This window comes from Shewanella spartinae, assembly GCF_019457555.1.
In the GTDB taxonomy this organism is placed as follows: Bacteria; Pseudomonadota; Gammaproteobacteria; order Enterobacterales; family Shewanellaceae; genus Shewanella; species Shewanella loihica.
Genome location: NZ_CP080418.1, coordinates 2,691,746 through 2,715,686, shown reverse-complemented (window position 1 = coordinate 2,715,686; position 23,941 = coordinate 2,691,746). Strand labels below are relative to the sequence as shown.

Genomic DNA, 23,941 nt, shown 5'->3' with positions numbered 1-23,941 from the left:
ATTATCGGCATGCGCAATCTCCATCCTATCGGCCTGTTCTTACCAAGCGCCCCGTTCAGGCGATCAGCAAGTCGCCCCAGAAGCCCCTCAGGCCCAAATGCAGTTAAACGATCTCGCCAATACCCTGAATGACCGCTGGCAGTTGGGCGATGAGGGGATCACCTGGCAGGTACAGGACAAGCATGAGGATCATATCGAGATGAGCGGCGAGCAGATCTCGGCCATCATCTACTACGGCAGCGACGAGCAGGGACAGCTGACCCTGAAGCGTAAGCTGGTCTGGCCCATGCTGCGCACCATTCCTAACGACACCCATGCCAGCCTGATCCATGATTTTCCCTTGAGTGTCTCGCCCGAGATCATGCTTGGCGGTAAGCCGCTTGTGAAAGAGTCGCTTGAGCGTGTGACCATAGATGGCACCCTGAATCTAACCAGCCAGCTATCTGATGGGCAGGGCAGCAAGGTCCGCCTCAGTCGCACCCTGTCGCCCAGCACCACAGGGCCTAAGATGATCGAGCGCTTGCGGTTTACTAACCAGGGCGAGCAGGCCGTCGTGCTGGAGTTTAAGCCTTTAGATTACAGGGTCGAGACGGATGCGGATAAGGGGGTCTATGGCCGCTATCTTATCCAGGCCAGCAGCGATAAGGCGGGGCAGTTCAGCCTGGCGCCCGGCAGCGACCTAGAGCTCTTCGTGACCTTCGAGGCCCACAGAGCCGACAAGCAAGCCGGTGAGGCGGGTCCTGGCCAGGCGCGAGCTCAAGCGAAAGAGCTAACGCCAGCACAAGAGCTAACGCCAGCTCAGGAGATAAGCGCACGTAAGGATTATGTCGCCCAGCTGAATCAAAACCTTCGTCTGGAGACGCCAGATCCTGTGCTCAACAAGATGTTCGAGTTTGCCAAGCTACGCAGCGCCGAGTCTATCTTCAGGACCAAGGGAGGCCTGATGCATGGCCCCGGCGGCGGTCGCTACTACGCGGCGATCTGGGCTAACGATCAGGCGGAGTATATCAACCCCTTCTTCCCCTTCCTGGGGGATAAACGCGGCAACGAGTCGGCCATCAACAGCTTTGCCCACTTTGCCCGTTACATGAACGATGAGGGTCGGGCGATCCCATCCTCTATCATCGCCGAGGGGGACGATTACTGGAACGGCGCCGGTGACAGGGGCGATTGCGCCATGATCGCCTATGGTGCCAGCCGTTTCGCCTTGGCCTATGGTGACAAGCAGCAGGCCCGAGAGCTACTGCCTCTCATCGACTGGTGTATCGACTTTAGCTACAAGAAGCAGACCCAAGATGGGGTGATCGCCTCCGACAGCGACGAGCTGGAGGGTCGTTTCCCCGCAGGAGAGGTGAACCTCAGCACCAACATGCTGACCTATGGCGCACTGATCTCCTCGGCCTACCTGAATCAGGAGCTGGGCCGCACTGAATTGGCCAGCGACTATCGTCAGCGAGCCGAGGCGCTAAAGGCCGCCATCGAGGGTTATTTTGGCGCGAACGTGCAGGGTTTCGATACCTATCAGTATTATCAGGGCAACGACAAGCTGAGGGCCTGGATCGCCTTGCCGCTAACCTTCGGCATCTTCGACCGTAAGCAGGCGACCCTGGATGCCCTGCTGTCGGACTACCTGTGGAGCCCAGAGGGGATCTACAGCGAGGCGGGCAACAAAACCTTCTGGGACAGGGCGACCCTGTACGCCTTCAGGGGGATCTTCAGCGCCCAGGAGACAGACACCGCCATGCGCTACTTTAAGTATTATTCGCGCAAACGCCTGCTGGGCGAGCATGTGCCCTATGCGGTCGAGGCTTGGCCCGAGGGTAACCAGCGCCACCTCTCGGCCGAGAGCGCCCTCTACGCCCGTGTCGTGACCGAGGGGATCTTCGGCATTGAACCCACAGGCTTTAATCGTCTCAAGGTCGCCCCCTATCTGCCGACCGGCTGGGACAAGATGTGTTTAAGGGGGATCCGCGCCTTTAACAGTAAGGTAGATCTCTGCGTTAATCGCACCCAGGCCAAGGGCGATGATGCCTATCAGATCAGCGTCCAGCAGCCAGGCGGCAAGGAGCAGAAGTTCAGCTGGGACGGCAAGGGACCTGTGTCGCTCTCGCTCTAAGCTGTTATCGCTAACAAGCGCCTTTCTGTCCTTATACCGGAGCGGGAGGGCGCGTCTTCAACTTGTTGCGAGTCAGGTCTGAATCGCCTTAGTCCAAATCGGAGGCCCTAGCTGTGAGCATCTTATCCATTGCCATCGTCGGCGGCGGCGCCAGCGGCTGGCTGGCTGCCAACCATCTGGGCCTGGCGCTCAAGGGACGTAGCCCTAAGGTGAGCATTACCCTTATCGAATCGCCCGATGTCCCCACCATAGGGGTGGGGGAAGGCACTGTGCCTATGATCCGTAAGTCCCTGCAGGCGTTCGGCATTGAGGAGACGGCGCTGTTCAGGCGCTGCGATGCCAGCTTCAAGCAATCGATTAAGTTCATCAATTGGCGTCACCGAAAGCCTGGCAGCGAGATGAGCGCCTTTCATCACCTGTTCGACCCGCCGAGTCCCTTTGGTGTGGATCTTAGTGATTTCTGGCTCGAGCAGTTCGCAAAAGGGGCTAGCCCCATGGGGTTCGATGAAGCCCTGTCGCCCCAGAGCTTTAGCTGCGAGGCGCAAAAGGCGCCCAAGACGCTCGCCTCCGCACCCTATCAGGGGGCCCACGCCTATGCCTATCACTTCGACGCCGCCAAATTTGCCGAGCTGCTCAGGGAGAATGCCATGGAGCGTTTCGGCGTCGAGCATATTCAGGATCATCTGCTCGAAGTTGAAACAGGCAGGCTTGAGACGGACAGGGCTGAAGTGGGTAATGGCAGTAAAAATGATAGGAAGATAGTGGCGCTGCACCTGAGAGAGGGCGGTCGCCGCTGTTTCGACTTTTACCTAGACTGCTCAGGCTTTAGTGGCCTCTTGATGGAGAAAGCCCTCGGCGTCGAGTTTACCTCTCTTGCAGATAAGCTCTGGATGAACAAGGCGTTAGTGACTCAGGTGGCCAGCGCGCCCGATGCGCCGCTGCCGCCCTATACCCAGGCGAGCGCCCATCAGGCCGGTTGGATCTGGGATATCGCCCTGCCCAAGCGGCAAGGCGTGGGGCTGGTCTATTGCGACCGCTACCTGAGCGACGATGAGGCGCGCCGAAAGCTCCAGCGGTATCTGGGTGACCAGCTGCTAAGTGCCGGCGAGTTTCGCAGCCTCACCATGCGGGTAGGCCACCTGCAAAAGTTCTGGCAGGGCAACTGCGTCGCACTTGGGCTGGCCCAGGGCTTTCTCGAGCCCCTGGAGGCGACCTCTATCCTGCTGACTGACTTCGCCGCGTCATTACTTGCACGAAAATTCCCCACAGACAGTGAGACACTGCCTGTGCTTGAGGCCAGGTTTAACCGTATCGTCGGCCACGCCTGGCAGGCGGTTATTGACTTCGTGGCGCTGCATTATCAGCTGTCGGACCGCTGTGATTCCGCCTTCTGGCGCGATTATCGTACTCATCTGGGCGCCCAGCCGACGTCCGAGGAGCTGGCGCGGCGACTCGCCCTGTGGCACCACTTCTCGCCCCATCCCGACGACTTCTTCTCTCAGTTCGAGGTGTTTGGGGTGGATAACTATCTCTATCTGCTCTATGGCATGGGCTTCAGTACCCAGTCAAAGGCGCTCGATGACGCGGCGCGCCAGCAGGCCAGGGCGCAGCTGGATAAGATCGCCCACGCCAAGGCTTTTCTGGCGCAGAAGCTGCCGGATCACAGGGCCTTTATCGAGGCGCTAACTCAGGGCTAATCTCTGGCTTAGTCTCAGGGCTATTCTCAGGCCGAATATCAGGCTTAAGCGAGGTAAGGCTGGAAAGGTGTTACCAGTTCGCGCCGCGCTCTGCCAACGCCTGCTTGAGAAAATCGATAAACACCCTGAGGCGGGCGGGCATATGTTGCCGCTCCGGAGTGAGGGCGTAGATGCCATGTGTCGGCGCCTGGTAATCGCTGAGCACTGGCACCAGGGTGCCCGCTGCCAACTCCTCTTCCACCAGATACCTGGGCATCAGGGCGATCCCCATGCCATCGAGCAGCAGGCGGCGGATCACCTCGCTGTTGTTAACTTTGATGTTGCCCCGGGGCTTGATTCGGCTCACCTCGCCGCGCCGCTCAAAACTCCACTCCAGTCCGCCGCGAAAGTACGAATAGAAGAGGCAGTTGTGACCCCTGAGATCCGCAAGGCTTCTGGGATCGCCCTGGCGCGCAAGATAGTCGGGGGAGGCGCACAGCAGGCTGTGACAGGGGGCGAGCTTGACCGCGACCAGGCTGGAATCTGGCAGATCGCCTATTCGCACCACCATATCTAGGCCATCTTTAAGCAGATCCACCACGCGATCGTCCAGGCTCACCTCTAAGTTGATGGCCGGGTATTGGCGGCTAAATTCGCTCAGCAGCGGCGCGATATGACGCTGACCGAAGACGTTGGGCAGGCTCACCTTTAGGTTGCCCTGTACTGCCCCCTGTTGGCTGGCCAGGGCATCCTGGGCCTGTTGCATCAGAGAGGCGGCCTGGTGCACATATTCATAATACTGCCTGCCGGCATCTGTGAGGTGCAGTCTGCGGGTGGTGCGCTGGATAAGCTTGACCCCTAAGGCTTGCTCTAAGGCGCTGATGCGCTTACTCACCGCCGACTTGTTGATGCCTAAACGCCGCGCGGCCTCGGAGAAACTGCCCAGTTCGACGACCGAGACAAACAGGGGAATGTTGGCGTAGATATCCAAATATAGTTTCCATTATGGCAACAAAGAGTTTCGAATATAACGGATTATCTATTTTATAGAAACAGATTAAAGTGGCGCCATCGAGATTAAGATGACTAATAAGACGCTATTTAGCGTGGAACGAGACGATGACGAAACAGCTAATGCGACAATTAATGCCACAAGAATCGGCACAACTGATGCCACAAGAACCGACAAGCCAGGCTCACATTGACCTTAAGACACAGGCAAGCACGCCACTAAACCTGATGCTTGGGCTGCTGGGCGGAGTGGCCCTGGCGGTGATGATCGCCCTAAACAGCGAGTTGGCCAAGTATGGCTCGCCGCTGCTGGCCTCCTGGGTCGCCCATGGTGTCGGCACCCTAGTCGCCCTCCTATTGCTGGGCGCGGTGCGCCTGAGACAAGGTGCCCTTACAAGGCGCAACGAGGCGGCGCCCTGGTGGGCCTATCTGGGCGGGCTGCCCGGCGCCTTCACCGTGGTGCTGGGAGCCATGACGGTCAACAGCGCCCTAGGGCTGAGCGCCAGCATCGCCTTCATCATGGCGGGGCAGATCCTCTTCGGCCTGGTGTGCGATAGCATGGGCTTGTTTGGTATGGCGAGGCGCCGACTAAATTGGGGGCAGGGTGCGGCCCTGACTGTGATGGCCCTGGGCGCACTGATTGTCTTGCTGGCTCAGGAGGGCGCGTGATGTTAGCGCTTATTCTGCTTGCGCTGCTTAACGGCGTCTGTATCGGCCTTTGCCGCATCCTCAACGGTCGTCTGGGACAGGCAAGCGATGCCTACTATGCCTCGCTCTGGAACCATGGCGTGGGCTTTATCTTCTTGAGTCTGTTGCTGGTGTCTATGCCGACTCCGCCCATCGCAGGCCTGCTCGATGCCCCCTTCTATGCCTGGCTAGGCGGCGTCGTGGGCGCGGTATTTGTGGTGCTCAATACCCTGGTTATCCTAAGACTGGGCGCGACTCTCTGCAGCCTGCTGGTGATCTCGGGTCAGTTGCTGAGCGGCGTGCTGTTCGACCTTGTGGTCAAGGCGGTCAATCCGCTGCAGCTGCTTGGGGTGATCATCATCTTCGCCGGTGTGCTCGCTTTTCGCCGGATGGAGGCGAAAAGTGTCGAGCGGCAGGAGTTTGAGCTGGAGCAGCGAGAGACTAAACACTGAATGGTTATCGTCTTATGTTCATGCCTGTGTTTGTTCGTCAGTAAAAAGGCGAGTGGGACAATCGCCGCACTCGCCAAGTGGCCAAAACCGTCTGAAGATTAATGGCCGTTTTGAATCAGCACAGGCACGGCCCAGTCGGCATGATCGAAGTTGATGTTATCGCCGCCGTCTGTGGTGACCAGACGCATCTGCTGGGCGCCGCTGACATCGACGGCGATGGCATGGGGTGAATCGCTGCCAAGCAGTGTGCCAGAGTCGTAGGCGAGCTGGCCGTCGAGGTAGATCTCAAAGGCCACACTGCCATTGCTACCGGTCTCATCGTCAACGCCGACTTTGGCCTCGAAGTCGCTATAGAGGCCCTTTAGGTCGTAAACAAGTTCGCTGGTGGAGTGGGTACCTATGCCAGTCGCAAAGGTCTGGCCGCCCAGGGTAAGCGGATTGCCCTCTATGCTCTTGTCATACTGCATGTTGCCCCAACCTGTGCTGGCACTTAGGGGCGTGAGGCTGGTCAGCGGCACTGTTACCTTCTGGGTCAGGCGGGGCTGTAGCCAGTCGGCGTGATCGCTGTTGATGCCATCGCCGCCATCCTCAATAACCAGCCTAAGCTGCGAGACTCCCACGACATCAAGATCGAGCGCACTGGCGGCGTCACTGCCTGTCTTCACGCCTGAGTCGAACGCCAGCTGATTGTCAAGATAGACCTTGAAGCGCACCGAGCCGTTGCTGCCCACCTCATCGTCGACCCCCACCAGAGCGGTAAAGCCTTGGTACTGTCCCTGCAGGTCGTAGATGATCTCGCCACTTGCATGTGTGCCTATGCCGCTATCGTATTGCTGACCGCCTACCCTCAGGGGGTTACCGTCCACGCTCTTATTAAAATTGATGCTGCCCCAGTCGCTCTGCTGGCTGACGGGCGTAAGATCTGTCAGTGGTGTCCAGGCAACAGGCGGCTCTACCGGTGGTTCGACCGGCGGCTCGGTGCCATCTTCTGAGGTCGAGACAACAATGCTCTGGCCGCCGTTGAGGTCGAGATCCACATAGGAGAGGGTGACGCCGTTTATGCTTGCCTGGCTGGCGGTCAGGGCCTGACCATCTACATAGAGACTTGGGTAGCTACCGATAAACTGGGCGCGCCAGGTCAGCGGCTCGCCGCTACCTGTACTACGGCTCAGTGTCGTGCTGTGCTGGCCGTCGTGACGCAGAGTGAGCAGGCTGTCTATCTCCCTGTGATAGTCGCTGGTCTGCATCAGGCTCTGGCCAAGGGGTAGGTTGGCTACCACGACATGCCCAAGGCTCGCCGGCAGTCGCGATAGGGTGCTGACACTGTGCTGGGGTACATTGGGCTCGAAGCCCATCATATGGGTCACCAGGTTGGAGACGTTGGTAAAGGCGATCTCCGGATAGGTCTTGATCACCTGATCGTCACTGCGATCGGCGAAGAAGCGTTTGAGCCCCGTCTGCATCCAATACCAGCCACGGTCGTTCTGGCCATAGTTGAAGAAGGCCTCGGGCAGGTAGGTCTTGGCCTCTTCGTTGAGGCTTTCCGAGTTGTCGTGGATAAAGCTTAGGTAGGCGTCGGCCTTAGCCCCAGGCTCCAGCAAATCTTTCATCGGCATGAAAAAGCTGTTTTCATGGCCCCAGCCGAAGATGGCGTTGCCATAGCCGTCAAATGCCCTGGCGTAGGTCATCTGGCTCGCATCGTACCAACGGGTCTGGAAATCGCTCAGCAGTGACTGGGCACTGACATGATACTGGTCGGCCTTGGCGATAAGCGTCGCGGCCTCTTGGTTGTCGTTCACCAGTAGCGCCTTGGCGCGCAGCATCTGCTCATAGGCCAGTATGGCCTGGTATTGAACGCCCAGGGTATCACCGGCTTCGACCACGCGGTTCATGTTGTTCTCGATGCGATAAAGATCGCGGTTTTCCGTGGGCGTCTGGCTGAAATCCAGTGTTAGATTTACATCCTGCAGATTGTTCCAGTCCAAGGTGACGCTGTGTTGACTCAAGATGGCATCGGCGTAGCTGTGGGAGCCAGATTCTACCACCAGGCGGGCCTGGCTGGCATCGCTAAACTCGAAGCCGAAGGAGAACTTATAACGATAGGAACTGTTGTCTATGATCCTATCCAGATAGCTTTTGCTAAGGGTTACCTGATTGCCATTGACGCTATAGTCAGTGCCCGGCACCAAGGGGGTCTTGCCGTCGGTGAGTGTGGTCAGTGTAACGCCAGGCGCTCGGTTAAAGCTGAGCAGCAGATCTTGGGTCGGCTGGGTATTTTCGATAAACAGGTAGTCGTTAGAGAGGATAGGTGCCTCGCCCGTGGCGGAAGTCAGGTTGTTTATTCTGACCCTGAGGTAGTCGTCGCGGCCGTTTCTAAATCTCACCTTTAGGCTCATGTCCTGCACACCGAGGCGGGCGAAATAGCTCTTGTCTATGGCGAGGGCACCGCCTTGCTGGTCTGGCGACAGGCTAAAGCTAAGCTCGTTGTCACCGATATGGCTGGCGCCCTCAAACTCCCACAGGGTGGGCAGTATCCCTTCGTTACCGCGGTTGTCGACTATGCCGTTGCCGTTAAAGTCGTAACGACTGGCGAACTCATTGAGCAGCTGCTCACCATAGTCCATGAAGGTCTGGGATAACCAGCGCTCATCGCCGGTGAATCGGTACATGCGATAGACTTTTTCTAACAGCTCAAGCGGCGCCGGCAGTTCCTGAAAACCTGCATCCATATAGTAAGGCGCGCCGTAGAAGTTGTAGGACCATAGGGTCCAGTATTCCTGCCAGAAACTCTTAGGGCGCGCCGAGGCCCAGGGATCTAAGGGGTCTAGATTGGGGTCGCTGACTTCGACCCGTTTATCCTGCAGGGCGTCGAAGGCGAAGCGGGTCAGCATGTCGATATTTTCTTCGTTGAGGCTAAGCAGGGCCGCGCCCTCAGTCTGATGGGCGACATCCCGCAGGCAGAAGTTTTCTCTGTAGCCCGTGGCATTGGCCGTCGGTGTGCCATGGTAGCTGCCCCACAGAGATGGGACGGCGGGTACCCCAGCGTCGCGAAACTTAGTGATCCGCTCGGCTTCTTCCGTGGTGGGGTATTGCTGAGGGCCGACCACCAGATAGTCGTAGATGTAATCGACCGAACGGGCGATGGCGAGATCCAGCTGAGGATCGCTGGAGCTAACCGTGATCTGGGTGTCAGGCCTGATCCTAGGGTCGCGGATCAGGCCATCGGCCAGACCGGCCTTGGGCAGGGTGCCCAGCGCGAGGCCGATAGCCAGGGTGAGAGTTACACAGGGTCTTGGGGTTATTTTCATTGTTAAACTCCTGATGAGTCATTTATACATGATGATTAACCTCAGCAACTTCAGCCGAATCAACAGTTTGGCTATGCAATAATTATCGGTGGCTTTCTTTTTGATAAGCCAGACTATCCAAGCATCCCAAGTTGTCAGGGATCACCTCGAAAATACGTCAATCATTATTGAAAAATCAGTTTTGGGCTTTTTAACACCTTTTGCTGACAGCTTGATTTTGCCGCCAATAGTTGGCCCGCTATGCTCCGGCCGCAAAGCTTTAGCCGCAACGTTTTGGTCGTAAAGTTTTGGCGGCGATTGTCGGGCTAAGATAGTCATTTTGTTTGCACGGAATCGAATTAAGATTGCGCGGTAGAGAGGGGCTCATACGGATCAGGCAAGAAAATGGGAAATAAAAGCCCCTTTTCAGGAATGACTGTAAGGGGCAACTGGCCGAGCATAGCGATCACTTAAGAACCAAGGATGTAGATCGCTATTATGTTTCAAAAGACCCTGGCTAAGCCGCAGTTTTCAACCGATGAACACCCCCATCGCCGTTTCAATCCCCTCACCGGCGAGTGGGTGTTGCTGTCACCCCACAGAAGTAAGCGGCCCTGGCAGGGACAGACCGAGGCGCTGGATCTAACCACCGCGCCCAGCTACGACAGCGAGTGCTTCCTCTGTCCAGGCAATAAACGCATCAATGGCGAGCAAAACCCTAAGTACGACACCACCTTCGTGTTTCAAAACGACTTCGCGGCCCTCAATAGTGACGGTCCCAAGGCTCAGGGGGAGGACCCGCTGTTTCGCTTCGAGACGGTAGAGGGGGAGAGTCGCGTGCTTTGCTTCTCACCGGATCACAGCCTGACGCTAGCGCAGCTCGACCCCGAGGCGATGCAGGCGGTGATCGCCGCCTGGCAGAGCCAGAGCGAGCTTTTGGGGCGGAAGTATCTCTGGGTGCAGGTATTTGAAAACAAGGGCGCCGCCATGGGGTGCTCTAACCCCCATCCCCATGGGCAGATCTGGGCCCATAACCACCTTCCCACCCTGGTGGCGACGAAACAGCAGCGCCTTGCGGATTACTACCAGCAGCATCATGGCAATCTCCTGGGCGAGTATGTCGAGCGCGAGCTACAGCAAGAAGTGCGCATTGTGGTAAGCAACCATGATTGGGTGGCGCTTGTGCCTTACTGGGCCAGCTGGCCCTTCGAGACCCTCGTGCTGCCAAGATTTGATATTAGGCGCATGACCGAGCTGACCGCCGAAACCCGTGAAAGCCTGGGGGAGATCATAGGCGCGCTCACCGTGCGTTACGACAACCTGTTCCAGTGCGCCTTTCCCTATTCCATGGGTTGGCACGGCGCGCCGTTTGATGGCCAGGACCACCCCGAGTGGCGCCTGCATGCCCACTTCTATCCGCCGCTGCTGCGTAGCGCCAGCGTGAAAAAATTCATGGTGGGCTATGAGCTGCTGGCCGAGATCCAGCGGGACATCACCCCAGAGCAGGCCGCCGCACGTCTGAGGGAACAATCCCCAATCCACTACACGAGTAGCCATTACAAGAACAGCCACAACAAGCAGAGCCACGACAAGCAGAGCCAATAAAACACAGATAAAGCCATGCTTTAAACAAAAGGACAGAAAGATGAAAAATGGCGAGTTAACTCAAGCTCTTACTCACGCCTGGATGAAGGCCTTCACCCAGGCCTTCGGCCAAGAACCTGCGTTGGTGGCCTATGCCCCGGGGCGGGTCAATTTGATAGGCGATCATACCGACTACAACCTGGGCTGGGTACTACCTGTGGCGCTCGACAGGGGCACCTTAGTGGCTGCATCACAGCGCGATGATAGCCAGATCCAGGTGGTGGCGAGAGACATGGACAACGAGAAGGTTAGCTTTTCGCTCGATGACCAGGCAATGGCGCAGATGCCACTGGATAGCGTCTCGCCCTGGAGCAACTATGTGCGCGGTACGGTGAAGATGCTAAGCGCCTATCTGGCCGAGACGGGTCAGCCACCTCTCAGGGGCGCCAGCCTGATGATTAGCGGCAATCTACCTAAAGGAGCGGGGCTTAGCTCATCGGCCTCTCTTGAGATGGCGCTGATCAAGGCCTTCGCCGGGCTATTCGATCTCAAGGTCGACGGCATCAAGGCGGCGCAGCTGGGCCAGCAGGCGGAGAACGAGTTCGTTGGCTGTAACTGCGGCATCATGGATCAGCTGGTCTCGGCGATGGGAGAGGCGGAGCGCGCCATGCTGCTCGATTGCAGCGATCTCGCTATCAATCAGGTAGCCCTACCGCGCAGCCTAAGCCTGATGATCATCAACTCTAACGTGAAGCGGGCGCTGGTGGGCAGCGAATATAACCTGAGGCGCGAGCAGTGCCAACAGGTGGCGCAGCATTTCGGCGTGAGCTCGCTGCGGCAGGTGAGCTACGAGCAACTGTGTCAGGCAGAAGCCTCGCTCGAGTCCACTCTGTTTCGGCGTGCCCGCCATGTGGTGAGTGAAAACGCCCGGGTGCTGGAGATGGCTGAGGCGCTAAGCGCAGGCGATAGCGCCCGCATCGGCCGTCTGATGGCCGCCTCTCATCGCTCGCTGCGAGATGATTTTGCCGTGAGCACCCCTGAGGTGGACTGTCTGGTGGCACTGGTGAGCGAGGTGCTGGGCATGGATGGCGGCGCGCGCATGACTGGCGGCGGCTTCGGTGGCTGTGTGGTCGCTCTGCTGCCAGAGCACAAGATAGCCAAGGTGCGCGAGACAATCGCCGCCGAGTATCAGGCAAAGACAGGGCTGACGGCGGACATCTATCTGTGCCAAAGCGGGGCGGGGGCCTTCGCCTAAGCGTCTAAGCGCCTAAAGGCCTAAGTGCTTAAGCCTGTTTGGGGGCGGGCCAGGGGCTCGCCATAGAAAAAGTCATAAGAATAAGAGAAGACGACTATGTTAGAGACACTGGATATTGGCATTTTGCTGGTCTACGCCCTTGGGCTGTTGGGGCTGGCGCTGTGGATCTCCCGCCAGGACAAACGTCATGAGCGAGACACAAAGGACTACTTTCTGGCGGGCAAGGCCTTGCCCTGGTGGGCGATCGGCGCATCTTTAATCGCCTCTAACATCTCCGCCGAGCAGATCATCGGCATGTCGGGCTCTGGTTATGCCATCGGTCTGGCCATCGCCTCCTACGAGTGGATGGCGGCGATCACCCTGATCTTGGTGGGCAAGTATATGCTGCCCATCTTCATCAAGAACGAGATCTACACCATGCCCCAGTACCTGGAGCAGCGCTTCGACAAGCGGGTGAAGACCACACTGGCGCTGTTCTGGTTGTCTGTCTACATCTTCGTCAACCTCACCGCCGTGCTCTGGCTCGGCGGACTGGCGATCGAGACGGTGGCGGGGATAGACTGGCTCTATGGCATGGTGTTCCTGGCGCTGTTTTCCCTGGCCTACTCCCTCTATGGCGGCCTCAAGGCGGTGGCCTACACAGACATCATTCAGGTGGTGCTGCTGATCTTCGGCGGCCTGCTGCTCAGCTATCTGGCGCTGGACAGGGTCGCGGACGGGCAGGGCGTCTGGGCCGGGTTCGACAGGCTTTCCAGCGCCTTGCCGGAACATTTCGAGATGATCCTGAGTCAGAGTAACCCCCACTACATGAGCCTGCCGGGGATCTCTGTGCTGGTAGGCGGCTTGTGGATCATGAACATCAGCTACTGGGGCTTTAATCAGTACATCATACAGCGCGCCCTGGCGGCCAAGAGCGTGGCCGAGGCGCAGAAAGGGATCGCCTTCGCCGCCTACCTCAAGCTCTTGATGCCGCTCATTGTGGTGTTGCCGGGGATAGCCGCCGTGCTCCTCTATCCCGGACTGGAGTCGCCGGATCAGGCCTATCCCTCCATGATGGCCCTGATGCCCGCCGGGGTGAAGGGCTTAGTGTTTGCCGCCCTGGTGGCCGCCATCGTCTCCTCCTTGGCCTCCATGACCAACAGCATTTCGACCATATTCACCATGGATATCTATGCCATGCTGCGCCCGGCCAAATCCGAGGGGCACTATGTGTTGGTGGGCAGGCTGTCTAGCCTGATAAGCCTGTTGATCGCCCTGGTGATGGCCCAGCCGCTGCTGGGTGAGTTCGAGCAGGCATTTCAATATATTCAGGAGTTTACCGGGGTATTCACCCCAGGGATCGTGGTGATCTTCCTAACGGGCATGTTCTGGCGCAGGGCGACCTCTCAAGGGGCGCTGGCGGCGGCGCTGGGCTCGGCCATCTTCTCCTTCGGCTTGAGGTTCTACTGGCCCGAGCTGCCCTTCATGGATCGCATCGGCCTGGTGTTCCTGCTCTGTCTGGCCCTTAGCGTGCTGGTCTCCCTCATGGGGCGCTCTCTCGAAGAGGGGGCGAGTGTGGCGCTCTGCGGCGTCAGCTTCAAGACGGGCAGAGCCTTCAACCTCAGTGCCCTCGGGGTAGTGGTGATCCTCAACTTTCTCTATGTCACCTGGTGGTAGGATATTGAATTGATGAAAGGTGAAAAGATGAACGTCTTAGTCACAGGGGGCGCCGGCTACATTGGCTCCCATGCCTGCGTCGAGCTGCTGAGCGCCGGGCATCAGTTGGTGGTGCTGGATAACCTGTCGCGGGCCAAATTCGAGTCCCTGGTGCGGGTCGAGCGGATCACCGCGGCCAAACTCACCTTCGTCGAGGGGGATATTCGTGACGAGCGGACGCTGGATGCGCTGTTTGAGCGCCATGCCATAGATGCCGTGATGCATTTTGCCGGGCTCAAGGCGGTGGGGGAGTCGACCCGGCTGCCACTGGAATATTACGACAACAATGTGGTCGGCTCCATGCGCCTGCTTAGCGCCATGACGCGCCATGGGGTGAAGACTCTGGTCTTCTCCTCCTCGGCCACCGTCTATGGGGCCAATCCAACATTGCCCATTATTGAGTCGGCGCCTTGTTCCAGCACTAACCCCTATGGCCAGACCAAGCTGGTGGTGGAGCAGATGTGCGCCGAGTGGGCCAGCGCGCAGCAAGATGTGAGCGTGATCCTGCTGCGCTACTTTAATCCAGTAGGCGCCCACGAGTCCGGGCTGATTGGCGAAGATCCCAAGGGGGAGCCCAATAACCTCTTGCCCTACATCACCCAGGTCGCCATGGGGCGCCGGCCCTATCTGTCGGTATTTGGTAGCGACTATGCCACAACCGATGGCACAGGTCTGCGCGACTATATCCATGTGGTGGATCTGGTGCAGGGGCACCTGGCGGCCCTGACGCGCCTACATGGGGTGGCGGGCTGTCATATCTTTAATTTGGGTTCGGGGCAGGGCTATTCTGTGCTTGAGATGGTAAGGGCCTTCGAGCAGGCGAGCGGTAAAGACATTGCGCTGCATATGGCGCCGCGCCGGCCCGGGGATATCGCCGCCAGCTATGCCTGTCCAGATAAGGCGGCCCAGGAGCTCGGCTGGCGGGCGGCGAGAGATCTTACGCAGATGATGCAAGACAGCTGGCGCTGGCAGTGTCGCAATCCCCTGGGATATAGCTAAATTGCTTCTTGGTTTACAGCTTCTTAACTCGCTGGCAGGTTAATCGCTATTTACAGGCCTTGTATTGGTTGCTGATGGGGTCATATTCGAACCCAGAGGCCGCCAACTTCTGCTCAAGCTGGGCGCTGGGAATGTCCAGCTGGTAGAAGAGGTCTTGCCTATCATGACAGTTCAGCCTGAGCTGCTCGTTGACTATGCCCACCAGAATATCGCCGCTTAGCTGGGTTAAGTGGTAATCCATCTCGTCCTCCTGCATCTGAGTATGCATCTGTTATAGGTTTAGCCCAGTTTTTATGGGCTGACAACGGCGCTGTTACTCGGCTTCGCCCTTTGATGACACCTCTTTCCATAACTATTTACAACGATATTTAACTGTTAACACGATATTTAGTGATGACGTATCACGATATTTCGTGAACGTTTGATCTTATTCTAACTTCCTGTCGATACAGCCCTTTTATCCAGTGCTGGCACGTTAGCTGCTGGTAGAGAGAGGTCATTGGGAATACCCAAGCTAACAAAAAAACAGCGTAAACACTGATAAAGGGAAAATGTGATGAATAAGAAGTTATTGGCTCTGTTGATCCCATCTGTATTGATGGCCAGCTCGGCGCAGGCTATCGAGTTGTACAAGGATCAAACCAATGCTCTGAATATGATGGGCTGGCTAGGTTTCGCCGCGGTTAACGATGGTGACGATACCGCCGTGGTCGATAATTTTTCGCGTGTCGGCTTCCGGTTCGACCGCCAGGAGAAGAACGGCTGGCGCAGCTTCGCTCACACAGAGTGGGGCATCAACATGGTCACCAGCGACGACTCGCTCAAGTATGTGGGCGGCCAGCTGGGCGCGCAGAAGACCTCAGACTTCCTGTTTAACCGCCTGGGTTATGTCGGCCTGTCTCACGCCAAGTGGGGTAGCCTGAGCTTTGGTAAGCAATGGGGCGCCTACTATGACGTGGCCTACACCACAGACGTGCTAAACGTCTATACCGGCTACTCGGTTGGCGCCTATACCTTCGGTGACGGTGGCCTAACGGGCGCGGGACGTGCCGATTCAGCCTTCATCTATCGTAACAGCTTCGGCGATCTGGATATCGCGCTGCAATACGCCGCCAAGCAAAATGGTGACGTCGCCCTGTTTGATAAGAATGGTCAGGCGGTGGACGATGGCTCTCACCTGAGCTTCGACACCAGCTATGGCGCCAACCTGACCTATCATGTGACCGATAAGTTCAAGGTACTTGCCGGCTTTAACCGCGGCGATTTCGAGGGTGAGTTGGCCGGAGTTAGCGTCGATGATACCAACGAGATCATAGGTATCGGCGCCCAGTATGGCTCCTTCTACCAGTATGCGCCGGGCCGCGACGCCAAGGGCCTCTATGTCGGTTTCAACGCCCATCAGAGCAAGCAAAACGAATTGGTGGCCGGTCAGCTTTATGACTCTACCGGCGCCGAGTTCCTGGTGGCCTACCACTATGACAATGGTTTCGTGCCTAGCTTCCTGATCTCTTATCAGGATCTGGATACCGACGAGACTACGGCCATCAAGGGTAACTGGACACGTCAGTTTGCCGTGCTAGGCCTGCACTATCGCTACAGCCGCGATACCGTGATGTTTGCCGAAGCCAAGTTCGACTTCAGCGACATGGATGATAAAGGCTTCGAGGCGGCACAAGACAACAGCTACGCCGTCGGTATCCGCTACTTCTTCTAGTTTGATTGTTCCCTGCAAGGTTCAAAGCACTCCTCGGAGTGCTTTTTTTTTGGTCTCTGATATTTAAAAGCCTAGCGCCAGTTTCTAACACTAAGCTCCTAATGCCAAAGCAATTAGCACAGCCCCAGCTTCTTCATCTTGCTGCGCAGGGTATTGGGGTTGATGTCCAGCATCTCGGCGGCGCCGCCCGGCCCATAGAGTTTACCGCCGGTGATCCGCATCGCATGGGCGATATACTTACTCACCATCACATCCAGGGGCACCAGTTTATCGCTGGCGTGGCTGGGATCGATAATGATGGTCTCATGTTTGCCGCTGGCCGCGGGTTCCACCTTGTCCACCTGAGTCAGGTTGAAGTTAAGCGGTCCCTCGGGGGCTTCGATCATGGCCCGCTCCAGCACATTGATCAGTTCACGCACGTTGCCCGGCCAGTGGTAGTGATTCAGGCTGTCGAGTTGTTCACTGCTGACCCTGGGCAGTTTGTTCAGATTAAACTTGGCCGCCAGCACCTCGATAAAGTGCTGCACCAGCAGGGGAATGTCCGAGCGGCGTTGACGCAGCGAGGGGATCTCGATAGGAAAGACCGCCAGGCGATACCAGAGATCCTCACGAAAAGTCTGCTTCTTCACCATGGCCTGCAGGTTTCTGTGGGTGGCGGCGATCACCCGAATATCTAGGTTGATGGCATCGAAGCCGCCTACCCGAGTGATGGTGCCGTTCTGCAGCACCCGCAGCAGGCGTACCTGTACCGACAGGGGAAGCTCGCCGATCTCGTCTAAGAAGATGGTGCCGCCGTTGGCCTGTTCGAAGAAACCTGCCTTACGCTGCTCGGCGCCGGTGAAGGCGCCTTTCTCATAGCCAAACAGCTCAGAGTCGATGAGGCTCTCTGGGATGGCGCCGCAGTTGACCTTGATGAAGGGCTTGTCGGCCCGCTGTGACTTGCAGTGAACGGCGTTGGCGATCACCTCCTTACCACAGCCGGTTTCCCCCAGAATCAACACGCTGGTATGCAGCTTGGCGATCGCCTCCACCTGGGTCATTACCCGCTTGAGGCCAGAATCGGCGCCGATCACCCCGCAGGGGTTGAAGGCCTGTTTGAGTAGGCGGTTTTGTTGGGTGAGCGCCTGATTGGCCCTGAGCAGATTACGCCCCTTGAGATTAAAGGCGGTGATCAGCGACAGGGTGTCCTTGTGGGGCTCGATAAGCTCGGCGTGGCGATGACAAAACTGCGCCTTCTGCTTGGCATAGAAACCCACCACCCCCAGATGGGTGTTACCGCTGAGCATGCGCAGCAGAATTACCGACTGGATATTGGGGATCACCTGGGGCGCGACGAAGCCTGTCACCTGATCGTGCTCGAGATCGTTGATTATGCGGATCACCGGACGGTCGGGCTGGCTCAGCAGGGCCTGCATCTCGGCGGAGATCTTCACCTGTTTATTCAGCGCCGTGGTCTGCGCCTCATCCACATGGGCCAGAAACTGGATGTCGCCATATTCGGGGCGGTAGATATTGAGGTAGATGCCGTCGATGGGCAGGTGTTGCCTGACATATTCGAAGTAGGCCCGCAGGGACTGCTCCAGCTCCAGGCTGCTACAGAGTCGCTGGGTGGCTTCGAAATAGAATTGTTTTTGCATTGAAATGTCACGGTGATCACGAAGTTTCGTGATTGTAGATCATCATATTTCGTGATTCTGTGCCCCCCTTCATAAATTGTTGCTTATCCCCCTCTTTTTAGGTAGTTGGCATGCCGGGTGCAATCTTATCTGCATGAAATCGAGGCGAATTCCCCCGATTCTACTTTGCTCAAATGGTCGAAAGGAAAATTAAAAATGAAACAGAAAGATCTGATAAGCCCGGGTCGTCGCCAGCTGTTAAAAGGCGGCGCCGCGATGGCCGTCAGTGTGGCGGGACTGGGTGCCATGAGCGCCCAGGCGGCCGAGTGTAGTGGTGACACGCCGCCCAGGTTCGATGAGATAGTCGATGTGCTGGTGATCGGCAGCGGTTTCGCCGGCATGTCGGCGGCGCTGCAGGCCAAAGAGGCCGGTGCCAGCGTCATGGTGATCGACAAGATGCCCGTGTTTGGCGGCAACTCCACCATCAATGGCGGCGCCATGGCGGTGGCCGGTTCTAAGTTGCAGGCCAAGGAAGGGATCAAGGATTCGGTCGATACCATGGTGGCCGACATGCTCAAGGCGGGTCGCGGCATGAACGATGTCGAGATGCTCAAGCTGGTGTGTAACGGCACCGCCGAGTCTTGTCAGTGGCTGGAGGCCTATGGCGTCGAGTGGAAGCCTTTTGTGCAGCACTTCGGTGGCCACTCGCTGCCGCGCGTGTTACAGACGGTGCAGAGCTCTGGCGCCGGCATCATTCGCCCCCTGATCAAGGCGGCGAAGCAGCATGGTATCGAGATGCGAAATCAGACCAAGCTCGAATCTTTCGTGAAAGATCCGGCCGGTCGCGTGATCGGTGTCCAAGTTCGCGATGGCTATTATTTCCCGCAGGAGCGCACGGGTAAAATACGTCTTATCGGCGCACGCAAAGGGGTGATCATGGCCACCGGCGGCTTCTCCCGCGATCTCGAGTATCGTCAAATGCAGCAGCCTGAACTAAATGGCGATCTCGACTCGACCAACCATCCCGGCGCGACCTCCGAGGCCCTCAAGCAGATGATGTTGATCGGCGCCAACCCGATCCATCTGGATCAGATCCAGCTCGGCCCCTGGGCATCACCGGACGAGAAGGGCTTCGGCACCGCCTCTCAGTTCAACACCATCGCCACCTATCCAAGCGGCATAGTGGTGGATGTGCGTACCGGCGAGCGTTTCTTCAACGAGCTGGCCGACCGTAAGGCTCGCGCCGATGCCATCATGACCCGCCGTGATGACCAGGGTAATCCCGTCTATCCCGTGGGCTTTACCAATGCCAAGGGCGCGGCCCAGGCCCAGACATTGGAGTGGGGCCTTAAGTACAAGGTGATCCAGAAGGCGGACACCCTGGAAGAGTTAGCGGCTCTGTATCAGATCCCCGCCAAGGCATTGAAGGCCCAGGTGGCGCGCTGGAACGACGCGGTAAAAGCCGGCGAAGACAAGGAGTTTGGTCGCCCCATGCAGAAGGCCATGGCGCTGGAAGAGGGCCCTTGGTACGGCGTGCGCATGTGGCCCAAGGTGCACTACTGCATGGGCGGCGTGAAGGTGAATACCCAGTCTCAGGTGCTGCATCTGGTGAGCAACGAGCCGATCGACGGCCTGTATGCCGCCGGCGAGGCGACGGGTGGCATCCATGGGGCGAGCCGTCTCGGCGCCTGCGCCGTGGCAGAAGGTGTGGTGACGGGCAGAAACGCCGGTCGTATCTGCGCGGCGAGCGCGGCAATCGAATTAAAACAGGCTTAGCACAGGTGTGCAGCCGAGAAAAATATTAAGGAATTGATGATGAAAAAAGTAAACACTCTGTTGGCAACTACCGCCCTGGCAACTAGCGCCCTGGCGATGACCTCTGGCGCCGCCATGGCAAGCGATACCGTGGTGCTGGACGGTCAGCATCTGACTCAGGCTCAGGCCTGGGCAATCGCCGATGGTGCCAAGGTAGATATCGCGCCTCAGGCGGCCTCCGCTTTGGTGAAGGCTCACGATCTGCTGATGGAAGCGGCGCGTCTGGGTAAGCCTGTGTATGGTCTCACAGTAGGCGTTGGCTTGAACAAGGACCACAAGCTGTTCGATGCCAACGGCGAGCTAAGCGCCGAGGTGATGGCGGCCTCTAAATCCTTTAACTACAGCACCCTAAGAGCACACAGCGCGGGCGTTGGCGAGCCGATGCCGGTGCGACTCACCCGTGTCGCCCTAGCGGTACGCCTCAATACCATCTTGTCTGGTCACACCGGCGTGCAGCCCTATGTGGCCGAGATCTACAAGGCCTACCTGAACAAGGGGATCACGCCTGTGATTCCATCGCTGGGCACAGTAGGCGAGGCGGACATTTTGCTGGCATCCCACGTGGGCCTGGCGATGATCGGCGAGTGGGACGTGTTCTATCAAGGCAAGCGCATGAGCAGTGTCGATGCGATGAGCAAGGCAGGCGTCAAGCCGCTTAAGCCTATCGGTAAAGATGCGCTCTCTATTTTGTCGAACAACTCGGTCGCCGTGGCCTACGCCATGCAAGGTTATCAGGACGCCGAGCATCTGCTGCAGGTCTCGCCAACCGTGTTTGGCCTGAGCCTGGAAGGGCTAAACGGTAACGTGGCGCCATTCCTGCCACAGACCAATGATATTCGTCCTTTCCCTTATCTGAAGGCGACCACTGAGGATATCTTGGGCTCACTCTCTGGCAGCTACCTGTGGGATCTCAACAGCGAGCGTCCGCTGCAAGACCCGCTGAGCTATCGCACCACCGCCTATACCCTGGCGAGTGCCCAGAAGGCGCTGTCTGATCTCGGTCAGGTGATCGACATTCAGATCAACCACTCAGACGATAACCCTGGGGTGATCCTGGGCGCAAGCAAGCAGTACGCCGAAAACTCTCAGGTGGCCAAGTATCTGGTCGAAGGCAAGGGCGGTGTGTTCCCGACTACTAACTTCGAGCCGCTCCCTGTGGCCCTGGCGGTGCAGCAACTGAGTGTGGCCCTGACCCATGTGTCTCACAATAGCGCCATGCGCACCATTCACCTGTCGGACGATCACTTTACCCATCTGCCACGCTTCCTGAGCGCGCCGGGTAACAATGGTCACGCCTTCGGCGCCATCCAGAAGACCTTCGTGGATATGCAGGTGCGTAACAAGATGTTGGCAACCCCAGTGTCATTCGACGGCATTCAGATCGCCGGTAACATCGAAGACACCTTTACCAACCTTAAGCTGGCGAGCGACAACCTGATCCAGATAGTCGACAACATCAACACCATGTATGGCCTGGAGTTGTTGCACTCTACCCAGGCGGTCGACCTGCGCAAGGCCGACAACGCCGACCTTAAGCTAGGTAAGGCGACTAAAGCCATGTACCAGGCGTATCGTCAGCAGGTGCCTTTCGTCGAGCTTGACCGTCCGTTCACGCCAGACATTCAGGCGTCACACGACTTCATCGTCAAGTACTGATGGATTGGGCGTTAGCCTAAGCAAGTTATTAGCTGGGGCGCTGGTCGCCCCACAATAAGGATTCAAGATGTTAAGAGTATTATCGGTCCTCTGTTTGGCGGCGCTACTGAGCGCGCCGGGCGCACAGGCCATGAAGTTAAAAGACTATCACCAAGAGATCATGACCAACGAGCAGGGCAAGATCGAGTGCAGCGCCTGTCATGGGGAGGCGAAACGCAAGAGCATTCCTAAGATGAGTGCTTGCGAGTCTTGCCACGGCACGGCGGCCGAGATGGCGGAGCTGACCAAGCGCCCCGAGGGGGCAGGCCACAGCGTTGAGCCAAACCCCCACGACAGCCTGCACTATGGCAGCGATCTTCCTTGTACTTACTGTCATCAGGAGCACAAGGAGAGCAAGGTGTACTGTAACCAGTGTCATGAGTTTAAGTACCCTAAGATGAAACGTTAGCCAAGTTCGGCTAGGGCGCCCAGTGCCGAGTCTGGGGACAAGGGCCACAGCGCACGCTCCCGCTGCTGTGGCCTTTTTCTTTGCTTTTTCTTTGCCTCTTCCCCGCAATTTCCCAGCAATTACCTTCAGTTATTCTAGTAAATAGGCTACTTTGTCTTTGATTATCAACATCTGATGACTAATTTGGCGACTGATTAAGAACGAATAGGGGAGCTTATCTTGGATAGAATCGATACCATGAAGGCCTTTACCGCCGTGGTGCAGGAGGGCTCCTTCACCAAGGCGGCAGACAGGCTAGGGCTCTCCTCACAGCTGGTCAGCAAGTATGTGTCTCAGCTCGAGGAGCATCTCAAGGTGCGTCTGCTCAATCGCACCACGCGGCGGGTCAACGTGACCGAGGCGGGCAGGGCCTACTTCGAGCGCTGTCAGCAGGTGCTTATCGATATCGAGGAGATGGACAACGCCCTGACCAACCTCAGCGAGACCGCCTCGGGTCTGCTTAAGGTCAGCGCCCCCATGTCCTTCGGTATTCACCATCTGCCCAGTGCCCTGGTGCAGTTTCAGCAGCAACATCCGGATGTCAGGCTGGATATCACCCTAACGGACAAGAAGGTGGATCTGCTGGAGGATGGCGTCGATGTGGCGCTGCGCATCGGTCAGCTCTCAAGCTCTTCGCTTATCGCCAAGAAGCTCACCCCGATCAAGCTGGTTGTCTGCGCCTCCCCCGAGTATCTTGCCGAGCGCGGTGAGCCCAAGACCCCGGCGGATCTTATCCATCACAACTACCTGCATTTTAGCTATTCGGATCTTGGCGCGGCATTCGGTCGTTTCGGCGAGCACTTCTCGGCGCTGAAGATCCCAAGCGATCTGGCCTGTAACAACGGCGACATGCTGGTGGAGGCCGCCATCGCCGGTCGCGGCATTGTGGTGCAGCCCACCTTTCTGGTGAGCAAGGCCCTGCGTAGTGGTAAGCTCAAAGCGATCCTCATCGACTACACGCCAGAGCCCTTCGGCCTGTACGCCGTCTATGTGCACCGTAAGTTTCTCGCCAGCAAGGTGCGCTGTTTCGTCGACGCCCTGAGCCAATACTATGGCAAGACCCCTTACTGGGATGCGATAGACGACTAGCTGGCTCACGCCTGCTTCCTCGCATTAGCCAGCTTTCTCGCTCTGGCCAACTTTCTCGCTCTAGTTAGCTTTCTTGCATTAACCAGCTTTCTCGTTCTCAAGCTTTCCGAGCCCAAGCTCATCTGCCGTCCAGGCCAATTATCGCCATTTTGTTGTTAATCATTAAATGATAGTGATGTTTATCAATTTAACGTTGAGAGCTACATTTACCTCATCGGCAGCGAATGGCTAATACCTAATCCAAGCCAAAGGCTGCAAACCAAACATCTTTGAGGAGAGCATTATGAACAAGCAAACGTTAATCAAACTACTTAACAGCGATGTAGGACTGGCCCCCTTGGTACTGCGTCTACCCCTAGGACTCATCTTTGCCGCTCACGGCGCCCAGAAGCTGTTCGGCTGGTTCGGCGGCTATGGCCTGGAAGGCACTGGACAGTGGATGGCCAGCGTCGGCTTCGAACCCGGTTACCTGATGGCCCTGCTGGCCGGTAGCGCCGAGTTCTTCGGAGGTCTGGCACTGGTGCTGGGTCTGCTGACCCGTCCCGCCGCGGCGCTGACCGCCTTCACCATGGCGGTGGCCATGACGTTGCACGTGGGCAATGGCCTGTTTGTCTCTAACAATGGCTACGAGTTTGCCTTGATATTGCTGGCGGCCTCGCTATCCCTGGCGGTGCAGGGCGGCGGACGCTACTCGGTCGACAAGCTACTGACCGGTCGTCTCTAAGGTTAGCCAATTTTACGGTAGGGGCGGGTGTAGGAGACTATGCCCCGCATCCTGTTACGGGTTTAGAAGGAGAAGCAG

General features: G+C 57.6%; 18 protein-coding genes. 14 read left to right on the top strand and 4 right to left on the bottom strand.

The features are described from left to right. The first annotated feature begins 97 nt into the window (after positions 1 to 97). Together K0I31_RS11970 and K0I31_RS11965 are read left to right on the top strand one after the other, a co-directional pair. Positions 98 to 2,116, top strand: coding sequence for a glucosidase family protein (locus tag K0I31_RS11970; RefSeq protein WP_258406487.1), 2,019 nt, complete (start codon positions 98 to 100; stop codon positions 2,114 to 2,116). Between the two features lie 113 nt (positions 2,117 to 2,229). Continuing rightward, complete coding sequence (locus tag K0I31_RS11965; RefSeq protein WP_220078532.1) at positions 2,230 to 3,813, top strand: tryptophan halogenase family protein; 1,584 nt, start codon at positions 2,230 to 2,232, stop codon at positions 3,811 to 3,813. Between the two features lie 70 nt (positions 3,814 to 3,883). Here K0I31_RS11965 and K0I31_RS11960 read toward each other — a convergent pair whose 3' ends face one another. Further along, positions 3,884 to 4,783, bottom strand: coding sequence for a LysR family transcriptional regulator (locus K0I31_RS11960; RefSeq protein WP_220078531.1), 900 nt, complete (start codon positions 4,781 to 4,783; stop codon positions 3,884 to 3,886). 128 nt (positions 4,784 to 4,911) lie between these two features. Between K0I31_RS11960 and K0I31_RS11955 the strand changes: the two genes are divergently transcribed. Both K0I31_RS11955 and K0I31_RS11950 read left to right on the top strand, forming a co-directional pair. Next, the gene (locus tag K0I31_RS11955) at positions 4,912 to 5,472 is read left to right on the top strand and encodes a DMT family transporter (protein ID WP_220078530.1); all 561 of its coding nucleotides are present in this window, start codon (positions 4,912 to 4,914) and stop codon (positions 5,470 to 5,472) included. Next, entirely contained in the window at positions 5,472 to 5,942 is a 471-nt protein-coding gene (locus tag K0I31_RS11950) for a DMT family transporter (RefSeq protein ID WP_220078529.1), read from the top strand. The genes K0I31_RS11955 and K0I31_RS11950 overlap by 1 nt, the downstream gene beginning before the upstream one ends. 98 nt (positions 5,943 to 6,040) lie before the next feature. On the opposite strand, the gene K0I31_RS11945 is transcribed toward K0I31_RS11950, so the two are convergent. Continuing rightward, on the bottom strand, positions 6,041 to 9,250 hold the full coding sequence (locus tag K0I31_RS11945) for an NPCBM/NEW2 domain-containing protein (protein ID WP_220078528.1): 3,210 nt from the start codon (positions 9,248 to 9,250) through the stop codon (positions 6,041 to 6,043). 477 nt (positions 9,251 to 9,727) lie between these two features. On the opposite strand from K0I31_RS11945, the gene K0I31_RS11940 reads away from it, so the two are divergent. The 4 genes from K0I31_RS11940 to galE all read left to right on the top strand — a co-directional run bounded on the left by K0I31_RS11940 (position 9,728) and on the right by galE (position 14,762). Further along, a complete protein-coding gene (locus K0I31_RS11940; RefSeq protein ID WP_220078527.1) occupies positions 9,728 to 10,834 on the top strand; it encodes a UDP-glucose--hexose-1-phosphate uridylyltransferase in 1,107 nt (368 codons plus the stop codon). Positions 10,835 to 10,874: 40 nt separating this feature from the next. Continuing rightward, complete coding sequence (galK, locus tag K0I31_RS11935) at positions 10,875 to 12,068, top strand: galactokinase (protein ID WP_258406486.1); 1,194 nt, start codon at positions 10,875 to 10,877, stop codon at positions 12,066 to 12,068. Positions 12,069 to 12,164: 96 nt separating this feature from the next. Beyond that, complete coding sequence (locus K0I31_RS11930) at positions 12,165 to 13,724, top strand: sodium/sugar symporter (RefSeq protein ID WP_220078526.1); 1,560 nt, start codon at positions 12,165 to 12,167, stop codon at positions 13,722 to 13,724. 27 nt (positions 13,725 to 13,751) lie between these two features. Continuing rightward, positions 13,752 to 14,762, top strand: coding sequence for a UDP-glucose 4-epimerase GalE (galE, locus tag K0I31_RS11925; protein WP_220078525.1), 1,011 nt, complete (start codon positions 13,752 to 13,754; stop codon positions 14,760 to 14,762). A 46-nt stretch (positions 14,763 to 14,808) separates the two neighbouring features. On the opposite strand, the gene K0I31_RS11920 is transcribed toward galE, so the two are convergent. Continuing rightward, on the bottom strand, positions 14,809 to 15,003 hold the full coding sequence (locus K0I31_RS11920) for a DUF4250 domain-containing protein (RefSeq protein ID WP_041407236.1): 195 nt from the start codon (positions 15,001 to 15,003) through the stop codon (positions 14,809 to 14,811). Between the two features lie 315 nt (positions 15,004 to 15,318). Here K0I31_RS11920 and K0I31_RS11915 point away from each other — a divergent pair, with 315 nt between their 5' ends. Then, a complete protein-coding gene (locus K0I31_RS11915; RefSeq protein WP_144202830.1) occupies positions 15,319 to 16,476 on the top strand; it encodes a porin in 1,158 nt (385 codons plus the stop codon). Positions 16,477 to 16,589: 113 nt separating this feature from the next. Here the strand turns inward: K0I31_RS11915 and K0I31_RS11910 are convergent, their stop codons facing one another. Then, positions 16,590 to 18,113: a sigma-54 interaction domain-containing protein gene (locus tag K0I31_RS11910; RefSeq protein WP_220078524.1), complete on the bottom strand. Its 1,524-nt coding sequence runs from the start codon at positions 18,111 to 18,113 to the stop codon at positions 16,590 to 16,592. A gap of 195 nt (positions 18,114 to 18,308) precedes the next feature. Here K0I31_RS11910 and K0I31_RS11905 point away from each other — a divergent pair, with 195 nt between their 5' ends. The 5 genes from K0I31_RS11905 to K0I31_RS11885 all read left to right on the top strand — a co-directional run bounded on the left by K0I31_RS11905 (position 18,309) and on the right by K0I31_RS11885 (position 23,863). Continuing rightward, a complete protein-coding gene (locus tag K0I31_RS11905; RefSeq protein ID WP_220078523.1) occupies positions 18,309 to 19,868 on the top strand; it encodes a flavocytochrome c in 1,560 nt (519 codons plus the stop codon). A gap of 36 nt (positions 19,869 to 19,904) precedes the next feature. After that, a complete protein-coding gene (locus K0I31_RS11900) occupies positions 19,905 to 21,563 on the top strand; it encodes an HAL/PAL/TAL family ammonia-lyase (RefSeq protein ID WP_220078522.1) in 1,659 nt (552 codons plus the stop codon). Positions 21,564 to 21,630: 67 nt separating this feature from the next. Further along, the gene (locus K0I31_RS11895) at positions 21,631 to 22,011 is read left to right on the top strand and encodes a cytochrome c3 family protein (RefSeq protein ID WP_220078521.1); all 381 of its coding nucleotides are present in this window, start codon (positions 21,631 to 21,633) and stop codon (positions 22,009 to 22,011) included. Between the two features lie 219 nt (positions 22,012 to 22,230). Next, positions 22,231 to 23,139, top strand: a complete 909-nt coding sequence (locus K0I31_RS11890; RefSeq protein WP_220078520.1) for a LysR family transcriptional regulator — start codon at positions 22,231 to 22,233, stop codon at positions 23,137 to 23,139. 283 nt (positions 23,140 to 23,422) lie between these two features. After that, positions 23,423 to 23,863 carry a DoxX family protein gene (locus tag K0I31_RS11885; protein WP_220078519.1) on the top strand — a complete coding sequence of 147 codons (441 nt, stop codon included), beginning with the start codon at positions 23,423 to 23,425 and terminating at the stop codon, positions 23,861 to 23,863. Positions 23,864 to 23,941 lie beyond the last annotated feature (78 nt).

Coding starts and splice junctions, on each gene's coding strand:
- K0I31_RS11970 (WP_258406487.1), top strand. CDS start 98: ATGCAGTTAAACGATCTCGCCAATACCCTGAATGACCGCTGGCAGTTG.
- K0I31_RS11955 (WP_220078530.1), top strand. CDS start 4,912: ATGACGAAACAGCTAATGCGACAATTAATGCCACAAGAATCGGCACAA.
- K0I31_RS11950 (WP_220078529.1), top strand. CDS start 5,472: ATGTTAGCGCTTATTCTGCTTGCGCTGCTTAACGGCGTCTGTATCGGC.
- K0I31_RS11945 (WP_220078528.1), bottom strand. CDS start 9,250: ATGAAAATAACCCCAAGACCCTGTGTAACTCTCACCCTGGCTATCGGC.
- K0I31_RS11940 (WP_220078527.1), top strand. CDS start 9,728: ATGTTTCAAAAGACCCTGGCTAAGCCGCAGTTTTCAACCGATGAACAC.
- galK (WP_258406486.1), top strand. CDS start 10,875: ATGAAAAATGGCGAGTTAACTCAAGCTCTTACTCACGCCTGGATGAAG.
- K0I31_RS11930 (WP_220078526.1), top strand. CDS start 12,165: ATGTTAGAGACACTGGATATTGGCATTTTGCTGGTCTACGCCCTTGGG.
- galE (WP_220078525.1), top strand. CDS start 13,752: ATGAACGTCTTAGTCACAGGGGGCGCCGGCTACATTGGCTCCCATGCC.
- K0I31_RS11920 (WP_041407236.1), bottom strand. CDS start 15,003: ATGGATTACCACTTAACCCAGCTAAGCGGCGATATTCTGGTGGGCATA.
- K0I31_RS11915 (WP_144202830.1), top strand. CDS start 15,319: ATGAATAAGAAGTTATTGGCTCTGTTGATCCCATCTGTATTGATGGCC.
- K0I31_RS11910 (WP_220078524.1), bottom strand. CDS start 18,113: ATGCAAAAACAATTCTATTTCGAAGCCACCCAGCGACTCTGTAGCAGC.
- K0I31_RS11905 (WP_220078523.1), top strand. CDS start 18,309: ATGAAACAGAAAGATCTGATAAGCCCGGGTCGTCGCCAGCTGTTAAAA.
- K0I31_RS11900 (WP_220078522.1), top strand. CDS start 19,905: ATGATGAAAAAAGTAAACACTCTGTTGGCAACTACCGCCCTGGCAACT.
- K0I31_RS11895 (WP_220078521.1), top strand. CDS start 21,631: ATGTTAAGAGTATTATCGGTCCTCTGTTTGGCGGCGCTACTGAGCGCG.
- K0I31_RS11885 (WP_220078519.1), top strand. CDS start 23,423: ATGAACAAGCAAACGTTAATCAAACTACTTAACAGCGATGTAGGACTG.